General features: G+C 75.8%; 9 protein-coding genes. 4 read left to right on the forward strand and 5 right to left on the reverse strand.

From position 1 onward, the window contains the following. On the reverse strand, positions 1–2610 hold the full coding sequence (locus ABZ937_RS27500) for a SpoIIE family protein phosphatase (RefSeq protein ID WP_361696005.1): 2610 nt from the start codon (positions 2608–2610) through the stop codon (positions 1–3). 244 nt (positions 2611–2854) lie between these two features. Next, positions 2855–5407 (reverse strand): SpoIIE family protein phosphatase, encoded by a 2553-nt coding sequence (locus tag ABZ937_RS27505; protein WP_361696006.1) that lies wholly within the window; start codon positions 5405–5407, stop codon positions 2855–2857. Between the two features lie 346 nt (positions 5408–5753). On the opposite strand from ABZ937_RS27505, the gene ABZ937_RS27510 reads away from it, so the two are divergent. After that, complete coding sequence (locus ABZ937_RS27510) at positions 5754–6893, forward strand: hypothetical protein (protein ID WP_361696007.1); 1140 nt, start codon at positions 5754–5756, stop codon at positions 6891–6893. A 56-nt stretch (positions 6894–6949) separates the two neighbouring features. Here ABZ937_RS27510 and ABZ937_RS27515 read toward each other — a convergent pair whose 3' ends face one another. Further along, the gene (locus ABZ937_RS27515; protein WP_361696008.1) at positions 6950–7237 is read right to left on the reverse strand and encodes a DUF1232 domain-containing protein; all 288 of its coding nucleotides are present in this window, start codon (positions 7235–7237) and stop codon (positions 6950–6952) included. A 27-nt stretch (positions 7238–7264) separates the two neighbouring features. Then, positions 7265–8482, reverse strand: a complete 1218-nt coding sequence (locus ABZ937_RS27520; RefSeq protein ID WP_361696009.1) for a hypothetical protein — start codon at positions 8480–8482, stop codon at positions 7265–7267. 407 nt (positions 8483–8889) lie between these two features. Between ABZ937_RS27520 and ABZ937_RS27525 the strand changes: the two genes are divergently transcribed. Next, positions 8890–9285, forward strand: coding sequence for a PadR family transcriptional regulator (locus ABZ937_RS27525; protein ID WP_361696042.1), 396 nt, complete (start codon positions 8890–8892; stop codon positions 9283–9285). Continuing rightward, positions 9282–10286: a hypothetical protein gene (locus tag ABZ937_RS27530; protein ID WP_361696010.1), complete on the forward strand. Its 1005-nt coding sequence runs from the start codon at positions 9282–9284 to the stop codon at positions 10284–10286. The genes ABZ937_RS27525 and ABZ937_RS27530 overlap by 4 nt, the downstream gene beginning before the upstream one ends. 396 nt (positions 10287–10682) lie before the next feature. Here the strand turns inward: ABZ937_RS27530 and ABZ937_RS27535 are convergent, their stop codons facing one another. Then, complete coding sequence (locus ABZ937_RS27535; RefSeq protein ID WP_361696011.1) at positions 10683–11648, reverse strand: DUF1152 domain-containing protein; 966 nt, start codon at positions 11646–11648, stop codon at positions 10683–10685. Positions 11649–11828: 180 nt separating this feature from the next. On the opposite strand from ABZ937_RS27535, the gene ABZ937_RS27540 reads away from it, so the two are divergent. Then, positions 11829–16421: a hypothetical protein gene (locus ABZ937_RS27540; RefSeq protein ID WP_361696012.1), complete on the forward strand. Its 4593-nt coding sequence runs from the start codon at positions 11829–11831 to the stop codon at positions 16419–16421. Positions 16422–16491 lie beyond the last annotated feature (70 nt).

Consider the following 16491-nt stretch of genomic DNA (forward strand, 5'->3'; position numbering starts at 1 on the left):
TCAGGGCAGCGGCTGCTCCGCCCAGATCACCTTGCCGTGCGGGGTGTACCGGGTGCCCCAGCGGTCGGCGAGCTGGGCGACCAGGAACAGGCCCCGGCCGCCCTCGTCGGTGCTCGCCGCGTACCGCAGATGCGGCGAGGTGGTGCTGCGGTCCGAGACCTCGCAGATCAGCGTGCGGTCGCGCAGCAGCCGCACCCCGATCGGGCCGCGGCCGTAGCGGATGGCGTTGGTGACCAGCTCGCTCAGGACCAGCTCCGTCGTGAACGCCAGCTCGTCCAGCCCCCAGTCGGCCAGCTTCCGGGTCACCGAGGACCGCACCTGAGACACCGCGGCCGGGTCGGACGGCACCTGCCACTGCGCGACCCGGTCGGCGCCCAGCACCCGGGTGCGGGCCACGATCAGCGCCACGTCGTCGCTCGGCCGGGCCGGGAGCCGGTCCAGCACGGTTCGGCAGGTGTCCTCCGGGGATGCGCCCGGCGTCCGGCTCAGGGCGTCCCGCAGCAGGTCGAGCCCCTCGTCGATGTCCCGCTCCCGGTCCTCCACCAGACCGTCGGTGTACAGCACCAGCCGGCTGCCCTCCGCCAGCTCCAGCTCCGCCGTCTCGAACGGCAGCCCGCCCAGACCCAGCGGCGGGCCCACGGGCACGTCCGAGAACTCCACGCTGCCGTCCGGGTGCACCAGCGCGGGCGGCGGATGGCCGGCCCGGGCCACGGTGCACACCCGGGACACCGGGTCGTAGATCGCGTAGAGGCAGGTCGCGCCCGTCACCACGGCCGCGCCCGTCGCCGCGGTCTCGTCCTGGTCGATCCGGCCGACCAGCTCGTCCAGCAGGCCGAGGAGTTCGTCCGGCGGCAGGTCGAGCGCCGAGAAGTTGTGCACGGCCGTCCGCAGCCGGCCCATGGTCGCCGCCGCGTGCAGCCCGTGCCCGACGACGTCCCCGACGACGAGCGCCACCCGGGCACCGGACAGCGGCAGCACGTCGAACCAGTCGCCGCCCACCCCGGACTGGGCCGGCAGATAGCGGTAGGCGATCTCCAGGGCGTCCTGCTCGGGCAGGGTGCGCGGCAGCAGGCTGCGCTGGAGGGTGACCGCCATGCTGTGCTCCCGGGTGTACCGGCGCGCGTTGTCGATGGACACCGCCGCCCGCGCCACCAGCTCCTCCGCGAGGGCCAGCTCCTCGGAGTCGAACGGCTGCGGCTTCTGGGAGCGCCAGAAGTTCGCCACGCCCAGCACCAGACTGCCCGCCCGCAGCGGCACGGTGATCAGCGAGTGGATGCCGTACGCCAGCACCTGGTCGGTGCGCTCCAGGTCCTGCGCCCGCCAGCCGGGCTCCTCGCGCAGCTGCGGCACCACGACCGACTGCCCGGTCGTCAGCGCACGGGCCTGCGGCGAGGTCGCCACCCACCGGATCCGCTCGCCGACCGGGTACAGCGGGGCGTCCTTGCGGACGCCCGCGCAGGCCGCGCGGCACAGCGCCGTCCCCGGCCGCGGCTCCTCGCCGCTCAGCACCGCGTCGAACAGGTCCACCGTGGCGAAGTCCGCGAACCGGGGCACCGCCAGCTGCGCCAGCTCCTCCGCGGTCCGGGTCACGTCCAGGCTGGTGCCGATGCCGACCCCGGCGTCGTACAGCATGTTCAGCCGCTCCCGGGCCACCTCCGCACGGCCCGACAGGGCGCGCAGCTCGGTGGAGTCGCGCAGCGTGGTGACGCTGCCGGGCGGGCCGCCGCGCAGGTCCGTGGGCCGCTGGTTGATCGCCAGCAGGCGGTCCTTGACCAGGCGCACCTCGTCCGTCGCGACCCGCCCGGAGGCCAGCAGCCCCGCCGTCTCGTCGTCCAGGCCCAGCTCCAGGACGTGCCGCCGCTCGGCGTCCGCGGGCAGGTCGAGCAGCCGGTGGGCCTCGTCGTTGGCGAGCAGCAGCGTGCCGTCGCCGCCGACGATCAGCACGCCCTCCCGGACCGCGTGCAGCACCGCGTCGTGGTGCTCGTACATCCGGGTCATCTCGTGCGGCCCGAGGCCGTGCGTCTGGCGCAGCAGCCGTCTGCTGACCAGGGCCGTGCCCGCGGTGGCCAGCGCCAGCGCGGCGGCCGCCGCGGCGAGCAGCAGCGGCAGCTGCTGTTGGGCGGCCCCGCCCACGTGCGCGGTGGTGATGCCGGCCGACACCAGGCCCACCACCGTGCCGTTCCTGTCCCGCACCGGTACCACGACCTGCACCAGCGGGCCGATGGTGCCGGTGATGTGCTCGATGACCGTGCGGCCGGCCAGGGCCGGGGCGATCGTGCCGACGAACTTCTTGCCGATGCGGTCGGTCTTGGGGTGCGTGTAGCGGATGCCGTCGGTGTTCATCACGACGATGAAGTCCACGCCGGTCGCCTTGCGGGCGGCCTCCGCGCGCGGCTGCAGCACGGCCGTGGGGTCGGGGGAGCGCAGCGCCGCGGCCGTGCCGGGCGCCTGGGCGAACGTCTCGGCCACGGCGAGGGAACGATTGGTCGCCTCGATGTCGCTGTCGTGCCGTACCTGGAGCACCTGGGCCACCACCGCCGACACGATCAGCAGCAGCACGATCGCCACCTGGAGGAGGAACACCTGACCGGCCACGCTGCGCCCGGTCATCGCGGACCGGAGCACCCCCGGCCGGCCGCCGCCGCGTTCCTCCGCCGGCGGTCTGTGCGGTGCGCGCGGGTGCCCGGAAGATCGGGGCGGCCGTGTCGCGGACCGGCCGAGCAGTCGCACCATGTGCCCATGTCTACACTGCCCCGCGCCGTCAGGCGAGACCGTCGCCCGAGGCGGCGACGGCCGACCGGACGGCAAGCGTCCGGCCAGGCGGTGTGCCCTGGCCGGCCGCGGTGTGGCTCGGTCAGCGGACGGCGGGGGGTGCCGGGCGGCCCGTGGCGCGGTTCGGCCAGCGGTCGCGCGGGGGTGCCGCGCGGCGGGCGGCGAGCAGGAGGGCCACGTCGTCGGGGCGGTCGGTGGCGTGCCGGGCGCCGGCCGTGAGCCGGTCGGCGACCCCGGCCAGGGACCGCCCGCCCCGCCGGGAGGCGGCGGCGCCGGCCTTGGCGAGCGCCAGCCGCAGTGCCGCGATGCCCTCGTCGATGTCGGCGCCGGGCCGCTCCACCAGCCCGTCGGTGTACAGGGCGAGGATCGCGTCCGGCTCCAGCAGCAGCTCGGTCACCGGGTACCGGGCCTGCGGATCCACCCCGAGGACGACACCGCCGGGGACGTGCAGCACCCGGGTGCGGCCGTCGGCGCAGCGCAGCAGCGGCGGCGGATGGCCGGCCCGGGCGATCCGGGCCAGGCCGGTGGCGGGGTCCAGGCGCAGATAGCAGCAGCTGGCGAACTGGCCCGGGTCCAGGTCGATCAGCAGATGGTTGGTGCCGCTCAGCACCTCGTCCGGCGGCCGGTCGCCCAGCGCGAACGCGCGGACGGCGCTGCGCAGCTGGCCCATGGTGGCCGCCGCCTGCACCCCGTGCCCCTGCACATCGCCGATGACCAGCGCGAGCCCGTCCCCGGCCTCCACCACGTCGTACCAGTCGCCGCCCACGTCCATGCCCTGCGTGCCCGGCAGATACCGGCCCGCGGTCTCCACCCCGGGATGCGTCGACAGCCGGCGCGGCAGCAGGGCCTGCTGCAGGCCGCGGGCGAGGGCCGCCTCGCTGTCGTAGCGGCGCGCCCGCTCCATCGCGTGCGCGATGAGCCCGGCGAGTGCGGTGAGGACCGTACGCTCCTCCGTGCTGAAGCTGCGCGGGCGGTCGAAGCCGAGGATGCAGGAGCCGACCGGCCGGCCGGAGGCGATCAGCGGCAGGAAGGCGCGCGCCCCCACGTCCGCGTCGAGCGGGATGCCCGGATAGGCCACCGCGAGCTGCTCCATGGACTCGAAGAACAGCGGCCGGCCGGTGGTCAGGGTCTCGACGCCCGGTATGCGCGCGTCGAGGCCGACGCCGTCGAAGGGGGCGAGGAAGCCCTGCGGGAACCCCGTCTCCCAGGCCAGGTACAGATGCCGGTCCTGGAGCAGATAGATGGCAAGCCGCCGGCCGCCGAACGCGGGCAGCAGCTCCTGCATGACCACCGCGGACACCTGCCGGGCGGTCACCGCGTCCGTCAGCGCGATGGCCAGCGCGATCGGCCGGTACAGCGGAGCCATCGCGTGACCGCCCGCCACCGTGTCCTCCGCGACGTGCGCCTCGGGGGCCGGCTCCGCCGCGGTGTCCATACGGCTGGCCGGGACGAGCGTGCAGGTCAGCAGCTCCGTGCCGGGATGCACCGACACGGCCAGCCAGTCGCCCTCGCCGGGCGCGTCGCCATCGCCGGCGGGCCGCCGCACATGGAAGTGCACCGGGTCCGGGGAGAGCAGGGCGCCGCGCAGATGGTCGTCGTACGGCGGCCCGGTCAGCCACGGCATCGCGTCCCACAGCGCGCACCCGAGCAGCCCCTCCCGCTCCCGGCCCGTGAGCCGGGCCGCGGCCGGGTTGGCGTACACGATCAGCCCCATCCGGTCCAGACAGAACACGCCCTGCGGCAGCAGGTCGGCCGCGCCCTCGGCGGCGGCGGCCGAACCGGGGTCGAGCACCACCCCGCCCACCGCCTGCTCGACGTCGTCGGCGCCGGCCGGCCACAGGTCCATCAGCCGCGGCGTGCCGTCCCGGGCCCGCAGGCTCAGCGGCGCGCTCGGCGGCTTCCCGGCGGCGGCGTCGCGCAGCGCGGCCAGGATCCGGTGCGCGTCCTCCGGGGCCACGGCGTCCGCGAGCGCCGTCTCCGTCCCCGCGAACTCGCCGGGCCGCAGGCCGAGGAGGGCGTACAGCCGGTCGTCCGCGACCACCGAGGAGGTCGCCGGGTCCCAGCTGAAGCGTCCTACGGCGGCCTGGGCGGGCCGGGTGGCGGGCGGCCGTACGCACGCCGGCTCGCCCTCCCAGCGGACCGCGTTCTCGTCCCCGTCGGCCAGGCCGAGCAGTTCGGCGCCCAGGCCCTCGGCCAGCCGGGCGAGCAGCTCCCGGTCGAGGAGTTCGTCCGCGCTGTCCGTCTGCGTCGGACGCAGCACCGTGAGCACACCGAGCGGCTCGGTCCCGCCCGGCACCGGCACGTGCACCGACCCGAACGGGAAGGGCAGGCCGGCCGCGAACTGCGGGTACCGGCGCATGGTCTCGGTGGCGTTCGGAAGGACCACCTGGACGCCCAGCCGGTAGGCGTCGGCGACGGGGAAGGGACGGTCGACGTGCAGCCGCCACCACGGCTTGAACAGCGCCGAGGGGAGTCCCGCGAGCACCGAGAGGCGCAGCAGGCCCGGGGTGCCGGACCGCAGATAGACACCCGCCACCCGGCCGCCGGCCGCGCCGAGCGCACCGGTCGAGGCGTCGGCCAGCAGCGCGGTCAGCCGGGCCCGCGCGCGGACCGCCTGCTCGTCGCTCCCAGCCATCGGCCCTACCTCGTCCCGTGCGCCTCCGGTGGATGACACAGCAAGAATGCGCCACGACACGCGCGGAACGCACCTGGGCGGAGCGGGGAGGAGGGGAGGGGGAGAAGGCGGTCATGCGGCCGTCTCACACCTTTGCCCGGCCCGAGTGGCGGGGCCCGTGGCCCGCTCCTAGTAATGGACTGCGAACTGCCGCGACCGCACGAGGGCGCCGGCGCGGTCGCGCCCTTCCCCTGGAGCCGAGATGACCATCCGCTCTTCGTCCCCCCGTCCCGACGACTCGCTGATACCTCCGGCACCACCCGTCCCAGGCCTTCCCCCCACGTTCCCCCAGTTCCTCACGCTGCCCATGGGGCCGCCCGAGGAGCCTCCCGACCCGCACCACGCGGACGAATCCCCGGGCGTCTCCCCGGACGACGATCCGCTGCCGGGCCTGGTCCACGCGGCCGTCGCCGAGCGCCCGCTGGAGGACGTGGTCCGGCTGATCACCCTGCTGGAGCGCTCACCCGAGCATGCCCGGGCCACGGCCGACGCGCTGCGCGCGGCCGGGGTCGACCGTTCCGTGGAGGACGTCGCCCACCTGGTGACCCTGCTGACCGAGCCGCCCCGCGAGACCGGCAGCGCCGACGAGGCGATCCGCGCCGCCGTCGAGCACCGCCCCCTGGAGGACGTCTCCCGGCTGGTGCACCTGCTGCACCGCACGCCGGCGGGGCCCCACTGCGGGGAGGCGGCCGTGCGGGCGGTGGCCGTCCACCGGCCCGTCGAGGAACTCGCCGAGCTGATCGGCCGCCTGGCCGAGGACCGCAAGCCGCCCGAGCGCCCGCTTGCTGAGTGCCCTCCCGCTGAGTGCCCTCCTGCTGAGGGACCGTCGCCTGAGCGTCCGCTGCCCGAGCGGCCGGGTTTTGCGCCGGTGGTTCCCGAGCGGGGTGTTCCCGAACGGGGTGTTCCCGAACGGGTGGTTTCCGGGCCCGCCGACGCCGTGCCGATGCCTGTTGTCACGGCACCGCTGGTCGTGCGGGGCCTGCGGGACCGGACCACCGGCGTACGGACGGTGAGGAAGCGTCAGCCTGTCGGGGACCGTTCCGGGGACGGACGGGCACCGGCGGCTTGCGTGTGGGCCGCCCGGGCTGCCGCGCTGCTGGTGCTCCTGTGCGGGGTGGCGCACGTCCCGCGCTACTGGACCGGGCTGTCCCATGGCGTCCTCGGGGCCACCGTGTTCACGTCCGCACTGTGCGGGCTGCTGGCGCTCGCCCTCACCGCGCGGGCGGCGCCGGTCCGGCTCATCGCTGCGACGGCCACCGTCGGGGTCACGGCGCTGCTCGCCGTGGCACAGATGCTCGGCCAACGGTCCGGGCTGCCGGATCCGGCCCGCCTGGAGGCGGCGACCCTGGCCCCGCCCTGGCTGGCCGCCCCGACGTCCGTGGCAGCCGCCCTGGGCGCACTGGCGGTCCTGCTCACCGCCCTGACGTTGGGCAACACCCAGCGCTGAGCCACGCCGCAGAGCCGGCGCCCGCAGCCGGGCGGGCGAGTCGACCGGGCCGAAGGTCAGGGCCCGGTCGTCCCCCGCGGCAGCGGCCGGGCGGCGCGCAGGCTGCGCAGGGCGAGGAGCAGCACGCCGATGTCGTCCAGGTAGACCGGGTCGGGCAGCAGATCGGTGGGCAGCAGCAGATACGCGACCGCGCCCCAGAACACCCACCGCGGGCCCGTCGGCAGCCCCGCCCGCCGCAGCGTCCGCCGGGCCCGCACCAGCCGTACCAGCAGCCCGACGGCGACGGCGAGCAGCACCGCCGCGACGACGGCCCCGATCACCAGCAGCGTCGTGGTCGTGTCCATCCCGGCTCCTCGTCCCGGTCGGGACCGCTACGACGAGCGGTCGTCCGTGTCACCGCCGGTGCCCGTGCCGTCGTCGTCCTCCCGCGCGGGGTCGGCCGGGGTGCCGTTCGCGGAGGCATCCGCGGCGGACTCCTCCTGCTGCCGGTTCCTCGCCGTGAGCTTCAGCCGTTCGAACGTCCGGGTCAGCTGCTGCAGCGCGCCCGGTGTCCGGGAGCCGGGCCGCTGCTGCGGCACGCCAGGCGAGGGGACGTCGCGATAGGCGGCCAGGGCCTCCAGCGCCTGCTCGGCGGCCTGCTTGTACAGGTCCCGGGACTTCGTCATCGCCTCCAGGGCCTCCGCGTACATGGCGACCAGCCGCCGTTCGCGCTCCAGCTGCTCCTGAAGGGTCAACAGGGTCCAGTTCTCGCGCAGGTCCGTCAGCGCCTCCTCGGCGTGCTGCGGCAGCGGCCGGGGCAGGGCGACGAAGTGACGCAGGGCCGCGAGGAGTGCGGACGGCTGCGAACCGTCCAGGAAGACGCTGCGTACGCTGTGCTCCCGGCCGTCGTAGTCCTCCGGTGCCGGATCCGGCGGCAGCAGCACCGCGCCGCCGCGCGGCACCTCGACGCCGAGGTCCTTCAGCGCCCAGTTGACGCCGCGCAGCTGCTGCGGGGCGGCCCGGTGCTCGATCACGCGGTGTCTCAGGCCGGGCGGCAGCAGCCGGGCCAGCGGCAGCCGGCCCTGCTCGTCCGGCGTCATCGCCTCGTGCACGACGACATGGAGGCACCATGACTCCCGGGCCGCGTCGCGCAGCCGGCGCCGCATCTCCTTGTCGTCCTCGGGCAGCGCGTTGACCTGCCGGAAGCGCAGTCCGGCGATCGTGGGGTGGTGGTCCCAGGATCCGTCGCCCGCGTCTGCGCCGCCCTCGGGCCAGAACAGGGTCGCGGGCGAGGGCCACGCCTCGTCCCACGGGCGTTCCGCCTCCGCGACCAGCCGCCACTCGTGGCCCTGCGGCCGGCCCTGAGGGGGTACGAGGGTGAGCCGGGCCCGCACGATCACCGTGCCGTCGGCCCGCCAGCGGGCCTCGAAGACCCGCCGACCGGATTCCTCGGTCACAGGCGGCTCGGCGAAGTCGTCGATGTCCCCGCTCTCCTTGTGCCGGCGCAGGGTGCGGCTGACGACGTCCTCGGGTGCGGGGCCGGTGTGACGGCCCCGGGCCGCCCAGACGGTCTGCGGGACGATGGCGCGGTCGGTGGTGGAGTTCGACATGGGCCAATCTGCTGATGGGGGCGGGTGAGCTACCCAGTATCACCGTTCGGCGGGCGACACGGCGGCCGGGGGCCCGGCCCCGCGCGTCGCCCGGATGCGAGACCGGCGCACGGGGTGTGCGCCGTACGCCCGGGGTGTGCGTGACACGCGTCAGGTGACCGCGGTTCACCCGTGCCCGGACGCCGGGCGCGGCGCCCACAATGGGCGGGCGAACGGGGTCCGCCCGCCCATCCGCTTTGGGGCGGACCCCGTTCACTCCCCGTCCCCGCCTCGACGCGGCGCCCCTCGGCATTCACCCGGACGGTGTACCGGACTCGCCCCGTCGGCGGACAGGACACGCCCGACGGCGTCCTTCCGTCGATATATATCGGCAGCCGATATATCCTGGCCGCATGACAGCGAAGGGTATGACCCGTGCGGCGTTCTTCGTCCTCACGGCGCTCGCCGACCGGCCACGGCACGGCTACGGCATCCTGCGCGAGGTGGAGGACCTGTCCGACGGGGAGGTGCAGTTGCGGGTCGGCACGCTGTACGGCGTGCTGGACCGGCTCACCGCGGACGGCCTGATCGTGCTGGACCGGGAAGAGGTGCAGCAGGGCCGGCTGCGGCGCTACTACCGGCTCACCGACGAGGGCGTGACGGCACTCGACGCGGAGGCCGAGCGGATGGCCGCCGGTGCCGGGGCCGCCAAGCGGCGCATCGCCGAGGGCCGCCGGGCCGGAGCCCCGGCCCGGCCCGCCGCCGAGGGCCCGGCCGGCCTCGAACCCCCGACCTCACCCGGACTCGCGGGAGGCTACGCATGACCACGCTGCTGGAGTCCCGCTACCGAGCCGTCCTGCGCCTGCTCCCCGCCTACTACCGGCGTGAACGGGAGGAGGAGATGGTCGAGACGTACCTGGGGGACCTCGACCGCGACACCCAGGACCAGAGCCGGCCCACGCTCGGCGAGGTGGCCAGCATCGCGGCGCTCGCCGTGCGCTGCCGGCTCGGCGCGCCCGGCGCACCCCGCCGGTACGCCCTCCTCGGCTCCGCCGTCCGCTTCTTCGCCCTGTTCGCCGTCCTGCTCCAGGCGGCCTCCGCGGTGGTGGACCGGGCCCTGGAGCTGACCTGGGCGTTCACCCGGGGCGCGAGCGGGCGGCACATGTTCTTCACCGGCTTCACCGGCCGCCATACGACCGACACGGTCGTCGCCCTGCTCACGTGGACGCTGCCCCTGCTGTGGACGGTGGCCTACTTCGCCCTGCTGCACGACCACCGCCGACTGGCCCGGTACAGCGCGCTCGGCGCGGCCCTGCCCACGCTGTGGCCCCTGATCGGCCCGCTGACCGGGGACGAGCTCATGGCGTGGATGCCGTGGTACGACACCCCCGCGGCGCTGCTGGCCTGGCTGCCCGCGCTCGCCCTGTGCGCCGCCCATCACCGGGACGCGCCGCCGGCCCGGCTGCCCGTGGGCTCTCCGGGACTGGTGTTCCTGGCCGCCTGCGTGGTGACCGGTGGGTCCGTCGTCCTGCTGCCGGGCGCGGCGGACACGGTCTGGGCGCCCGCCACGGGCTTCGTCGTGGGCGCACTCGGCTGGCTGCTCCGGCACGCCCGCCGCACGGACCGTACGCCGCCCGGCGCGGCTCTCGCCCTGGCCGCGCTCGGCCTGCTCATCCTGGCGGTGCGGGTCGCGGCCCTCTACCCCTGGCTGCACGTGCCGGGAGCCGGCGTGCTCCTCGGCGGCGGCCTCGGCCAGACGGCGGCCCTCGTCCTGCTGACGGCGGCACTGGCCGTGGTCGCGAGCCGAGACCTCATCCGCCGCTGACCGGCCCTGCCGGGAGCCGCCGCCCGGGGCCGGCTGGCGTCGGCGTCCAGGCCGGCGGGTGTTTCGGCCGCTTTCGTCGGGGCTGGCGGGTGTTTTGGTCTGGGGTGGAGGGGCGTACGCGTCTGGGGCGGCCGGTGTTTCGGTTGCTTCCGTCGGGGCTGGCGGGGCTGTTCGGTGCGGGTCGGCTGGGCGCTTGTGGTCGGCTTGCCGGGTGTTTCTGTCTGGGCTGACGGGTGTTTCTGTCTGGGGAGGCGGGGCGTACGCGTTCGGGCCGACGGGTGTTTCGGACCGGGCCGGTGGGGCCTCTCGGGCCGAGTCGGCCTGGTCTTCCCGGTCGGGCTTGCCCGGCGCTTCCGGCCGGCGCCGCCGGGCGGTCTCGTCCTGGGCGGACGGTGGTCAGTGCGGGAAGGCCCGGGGCGGTCGCTGTCGGGGCACCTCGTCGCGGAACTCGGCGACGGCCGTGCTGATCTGGCGCATCAGTACGGTGTCCTCCAGCCGGTCCAGGTAGAGGTTGGCGCGCGCCAGCGCGGGCAGGTCGACGCAGAAGTACAGCGTCATCAGCGGGTTGACGAACAGCTCGCTGCCCCGGGTGCGCTCGGTGAACCGCACGTCGCCGAAGTCCCCGCGCACAGCAGCGGCGACGGAACCCTGCACGATGCTCGGACGGCTCGCGTGGCAGCGCTGGGCGTGCGCCACCGCGTCGAGATAGGCGGCCCCCTCCACGCTCTCCCGGGGGAGGGAGAAAGCGCCGAGGTAGCCGCCCTCGCGGTCCAGAGCGGCCAGATTCTCCAGGACCAGTGAGTGGTTGACGCCGTGATGGGCGTCCACCCCGAAGCCCAGACAGGCCACCAATCGGTCCGGGACCCCATCGAGCCCGGCGACGGCGGCCAGGCTCGCCATGTCCTCCTCCGGGGTGCCGAGCCCGTGCTCGTCCCCGCGCATCAGGATGTCCGTGCCGCCGTCCACGAGCACGATCGCGTCCACTCCGCCCAGGTGCGCGAGGAGCGCCCGGTAGGCGGTGCGCAGCGGCCCGACACCCGTGAGGGGAAAGGCGTACACGGTGTCGGGCAGGTCCTGCGACCGCAGCCACTGGGCGAGCGCGCGCTCGGGGAAGTAGTCGCCGCGCAGCGGGGTGTCCGGGCGGACGGCGGCGACGTCCTCCGCGACCCAGGTGTCCGGGCCCAGCCCGTACAGGTCGGCGAAGGACAGGTTGGCCAGCGCCACCTCCTTGCCGGCCGACCGCAGCGCGAGGGCCAGCGGAAGCCCGGCGTACACGTCGAAGCCGCCGCCGGCGCCGGCGACGAGCACGCGACGGGCCTCGCGAAGGCGCGTGAAGAAGGCGGGTTCGGACAGGGAGAGCACCGCAGGACCTTAACAGGGCCTAGTGCGGCGTTGGTTGGGGTTTCTGTCGGGGGTCGGCTGAGGGTTCTCCCGGAACGGTCCCGGAAGCGACCCCGATCGTCCCCAGGGCCGCGCCGGCGGCAACCGGCCGTTGTCCACAGGCCCGGACCGGGTGTCGGAGCCTCGTGCCAAGATCGCCGCATGCTCACTCACGACCTGCTGCCCACGGAGACCCACCGGTCCAGGACATACGCGCGCTGGGTGACGTCCCACGACCCGGGCGCCGAGAGCGCCGCCGTCGCCCTGCTCGACGAGGTGGGGGCGGCCGTGTCGTCCGCGTATCCCAGGATGGGCCGCTGCCTGGAGCGGCTGCGGCGGCCGGCGCGCGGGCTGCCGCCCGCCCATCTGCCCTGGTTCTGGGACACGGTGGCGCACCGGCTGCTGGGATATCCCGGTGGTGCCGCCGCCAAGGCCTACACCCTGGCCCGCAAGGCGGAGCAGGAGCACGCGCTGCCCGTCGACCCGGACTGGCGGCGGGCCAACGCGCAGCTGTTCGCGGCACACGGCGCCCTGCCGGTGAAGGAGCTGAGCGAGCATCAGCGCTGGCTGGCTGGCCGGCTGCCCGCGGCCGAGGCGCACGAGGAGTACGTGCGCGTGCTCACGGCCTGGGCGGCCTCGCCCGGGGAACTCCCCGCCGACCTGGCCCGCCGGATCGGGGCGTCGGCGCGGGCCGCCGGCCTCGGCATCGACGAGGACGCCCGGATCCTGGGCCACGTCCTCGGTGCCGCACGCGGCAAGGCGGTCCCGGACGCCCTGCTGGAGGCCGCCGCCGGGCCGCTGGGCGACCATCCGCAAGGGCCGAAGACGCAGGCCGCGTTGCTCGACCTGTTCCCGGACTCCCGCAAGGACGCGGCGGCCTGGCTGCGACTGCTGCTGCGCGGCGGCATCGTGGACGCGGCGGCGTCCGGGCGCCTCGATCCGGAGGGCGGCCTGGCCGGCTGGCTGCGCCGGTACACGCGCACGTACCGGCACCAGCGGGTGGCGTACGGCGGCGTGGCGAACCAGCCCATGCCCGCCGAACTCTTCGAGATCGTCACCCGGTTCGCGCCCCGGCTGCGCGCGGCGGGAACACCCGTGGTGATCCACGAGGACAAGTACCACTGGCCGGGCCTGGACGCCGACCTCCTGGACGCGTGCCTCGCCGAGGGCATCACCGTCGAGGACCCCGGCGACTCCGTCCGGCTGACGTTCTGGGACGACCGGTCGCGCCGCGACCTGAAGGCCCTGGCCGCCCACCCGGTGTTCGGCCGCCGTCTGGAAGGCACCGTGCACGAAGGGCTGCGCGGCGCGGGCACGGCGATCACCCGGCTGCCGGAGAACGCCGGCATCGCCGCCGAGGTGCACACCCGCATCGAGGGCCTGCTCGGCGCGCTGCGCGGCGGTGGTCTCGCCGCGGCCGACGAGGCGGTCACCGAACTGGCCGGCCTCCTCGACCGGCCCACCGCCGTCGCCCTGGACGGCATCGAGGAGGCGCTGGCCGCGCTGGACCTCACCGGCCCGCTGGCCCGCGCACTGCACGCCGGGCTGCCCGAGGAGCTGGGCTGGCCCGCCCTGGAAGCGGCCGTCGCCGGCTTCGACCCGGCCGACACCCTCCGTGTCACCTGCACCTGGCCGGTCCTCACGGTCTTCGGCAAAGACCGCGCCGTCGCCGTCGATCCCGTGGGCACCCGCGCCACCTGCACCTTCCGGGTGCCGGACGAGGCGACCTCGCACGCCGTCCACTACGCCGGCGGGCAGTTCCTGGTCAGCTGGCGCACCGGCGACCGCTACTCCGCCGCCGACCAGGCGTTCTGGGCCGACCGTCCGCACGAGGTGTTCACACCGCAGGAGCGGTTCGGCCTGCGGCCGTACGACGGACTGATCCAGGGCGCTTTCGGGTTCCAGTTCGAGACCCCGGACCGCGGCGGCCGGTTCGACGGGGAGCGGGTGCTGCGGCCGGGCGGGCGCGAGGGCATCGGCGGTCACGACTTCCAGATGAGCGACGGCCGGCGCTTCTACGGCGCCCGGGTGTTCCACACCCGCGGCAACTGGACGCCGTACGATCCCGTGACCGGTGCCCCCGCGACCGACCGCGCCCTGCCGGACTTCCACCGCGACCGGGAACTCCCGCCCGGCATGGAGGAGTTCGAGGGCGGCCAGTACCTCGCCGTGCTCCCCGAGGACGTCCCGGCCTCCCCGCTCGGGCAGGACGGCCGGCTCGTGGGCTGCCGCGTCCTCAACCGCACGCCCTACCAGGGCCCCTCGCCCACCGAGTTCCTGCTGGAGTCGGTCGACGGCCGCACCGCCCGCTACCGCAGCCGCCGCTTCGGCCGCCACCCCTGGGGCATCATCGGCCTCCCCGAAGGCGGCGAGGACGCCGTCACCGCCGGCGAGACGACCGTCCGCTGCCACGCCGCCGCCGACAACTCGCTGCTCTGGCAGGTCCACGGCTTCGGCCCGCCCTCCCGCCGCGACCGCGACCATCCGCCCACCCTCGGCGAGGCGGCCGGCCCGGTGCCGCCGCCCGCGTTCTGGCACTTCCTCACCCCACGCGACGAACGCTCCTCCAAGGCGCTGCGCACCGTCTCCGACGCGTCCGTCCGCGCCCTCCTGGACACTGCCCTCGCCACCCGCGACGACGACGAGCTGCGCGACCGGGTCAGCCGGTTGCTGCCCGAGGCCGGCGACGCCCGCGTGCGGGACGGAGTGGTGCGCGCGGCCCGGCTCGCGGCCGACGTGCTGCGCCGCCGCGAGGAGCTGTCCCGGCGCGTCGGCATCATGCGCTCCGGGCCGGTGGTGGACCTCCCCGCCGACATCCCCGACACCGCCCTCGTCCCCGCCCTGTCCGGCCTGCTTCCCGACCTGCGCGCCTACGAGGCCCACATCCCCGAGCGGCACGCCGGCACCCTCACCGCCGTCGCCGCCGACGGCCGCTTCCTGCGCGGCGAGATCGACGACGAGACCCGCGGCCTCGCCCCGCCCGCACGCCCCGCCGAATGGCAGGTGCTGCTCGGCGGCATCGACGCCGTCGCCTGGCGGGCCGCGGTGGAGACCACGCCCGAGGACGCGCGCACCGCCCTGAACGCCCTGCTGCGGACCTGGAGCCGGCAGCCCTTCGCCGAACCCGGCGGCACCTGGCGCACCGGCCGGGCACCGCAGGAGGAGCTGGCCGCCGCACCGGACACGGCGGCGGGCCCCGCCCGCGGCGGACTCTGCCGCTTCGTGCAGCCGGCCACGGCCCCCGCCCCGGCCCGCACCGAGGAGGAGCAGACCGTCACGATCACCCGGGACGACGCCGCACGTCTCACCCGCCTCCTGGAACTGACCGAACGCCACGGACTGGTCCCGCTCACCCCCGAGGCCCTCGCCGTCTTCTCCTGGCGCACCGGAGTCCGCCGTCCCGTCGCCACCCTGGCCCTCGGCGGCCTCCCGCGCCGCGCGGGGTACGACGAGCACGCCAGGATGCTGCGCTCCAAGCCCTACAAGGCGAACAAGACCACGGCCACGGAGTACGACGACTTCTGCCACCGGCTCGGCCTCCACGGCCGCCGGGCGCTGCTCGCCGCCGGAGTCCCGGAGGACCCGGCCGACCTGTGGACGCCGGACGGCCTCGTCCGCGCCGCGGAACGCATGGCGGCCGTCTGGGCCGAGCTGCTCGGCACCCGGCCCTACGTCGACGAGGAGCTGGCCGAGGCCCTGGAGACGGACCTGGGGCTGTCCGCCGACTGGGCCCGCACCCTGCCCGCCGGCCGCCCGCCGGCCGAACCGGGCGGCCACGTCCTGGTCGGCAGCCGCACCGGCCGGCTCCATCTGCACCAGGCGGAGCCGGACGGCACGGCCGGGGAGTGGATCCGCAGCGACCGAGCCCCGCACACCCGGACGCTGTCCGTGATCGCCTGGGCCCTGACCGAGCGGCCGGTCGGCGACCCCGCCGCCGACGGGGCGCTGAAGCTGCACGCCCGACTGCGGGCCTGGTTCGCCGCGCCGGGCACGCTGCTGCAGCTGCTGTCGAACCCGGCCCTCGCCCGGGCCGCCGCCGAGGATCCGGCCTTCCGGCCCTACGCGGGCACCGTGATCCCGTGCGCGGAGCCGCTCCTGGACACCGTCAAGGAGGCTTCCGCGGCGACGGACGACGGGATGTTCGTCGTCGCGGTCCCCAGCGGGGACGTCTTCCTGCGCACGGCCGCCCTGGCGGACCCGGAACGCGTGGCACGGGCGCTGGACCTGTGCGACCGGCTGGACCTGCCCCGGCTCCGGCGGGAGGTCACGCAGACCCGGGCGCTGCTCGACGGCCTGGTCCGGATGGCGGACCGGGCGGCCGGCACTCCGGTGCCCGCGGGCGGCTACGAGGCCAACCCGGCGCTCAGCGTCCCCGACCTGGTCGCCGAGGTCGCGCGGCGGCTCGGTGTCGGTGCGGACGCCGCCGCGCTCCACCTCCAGCTGGGCGCGCTCGCCCGGCCCACGGACCGCAACGTCCGCCGCTGGAACGGCTGGACGGCCGCCCGGCACAAGGCGGCGCAGGCGGAGCTGGTGGCGGTCGGGGCGGTGGAGACCGGCCGGCGGGCCCGGGCCGGGCGCACGGCCTTCGCCCGCGACACCTGGGAGACCCTCGACGCACCCCATCTGCCCGTGGAGAGCGGCAAGCTGCGCACACACGGGGCGGTCCGGGCGGGCAAGGGCCTGTACGGCCCCTTCACCCGGCTGCTGTCACCGGTGCCGCTGCACGAGCTGTTCGCACAGGCGGCGGGGGCATGAACGGCGCGGGGGGGGGGGGGCCCCCCCCCCCCCCCCCGGGCCCCGGGGGGGGCCCGGCCCCCCCCCCCCC

The organism is Streptomyces sp. NPDC046727 (assembly GCF_040645635.1).
Taxonomy (GTDB): domain Bacteria; phylum Actinomycetota; class Actinomycetes; order Streptomycetales; family Streptomycetaceae; genus Streptomyces.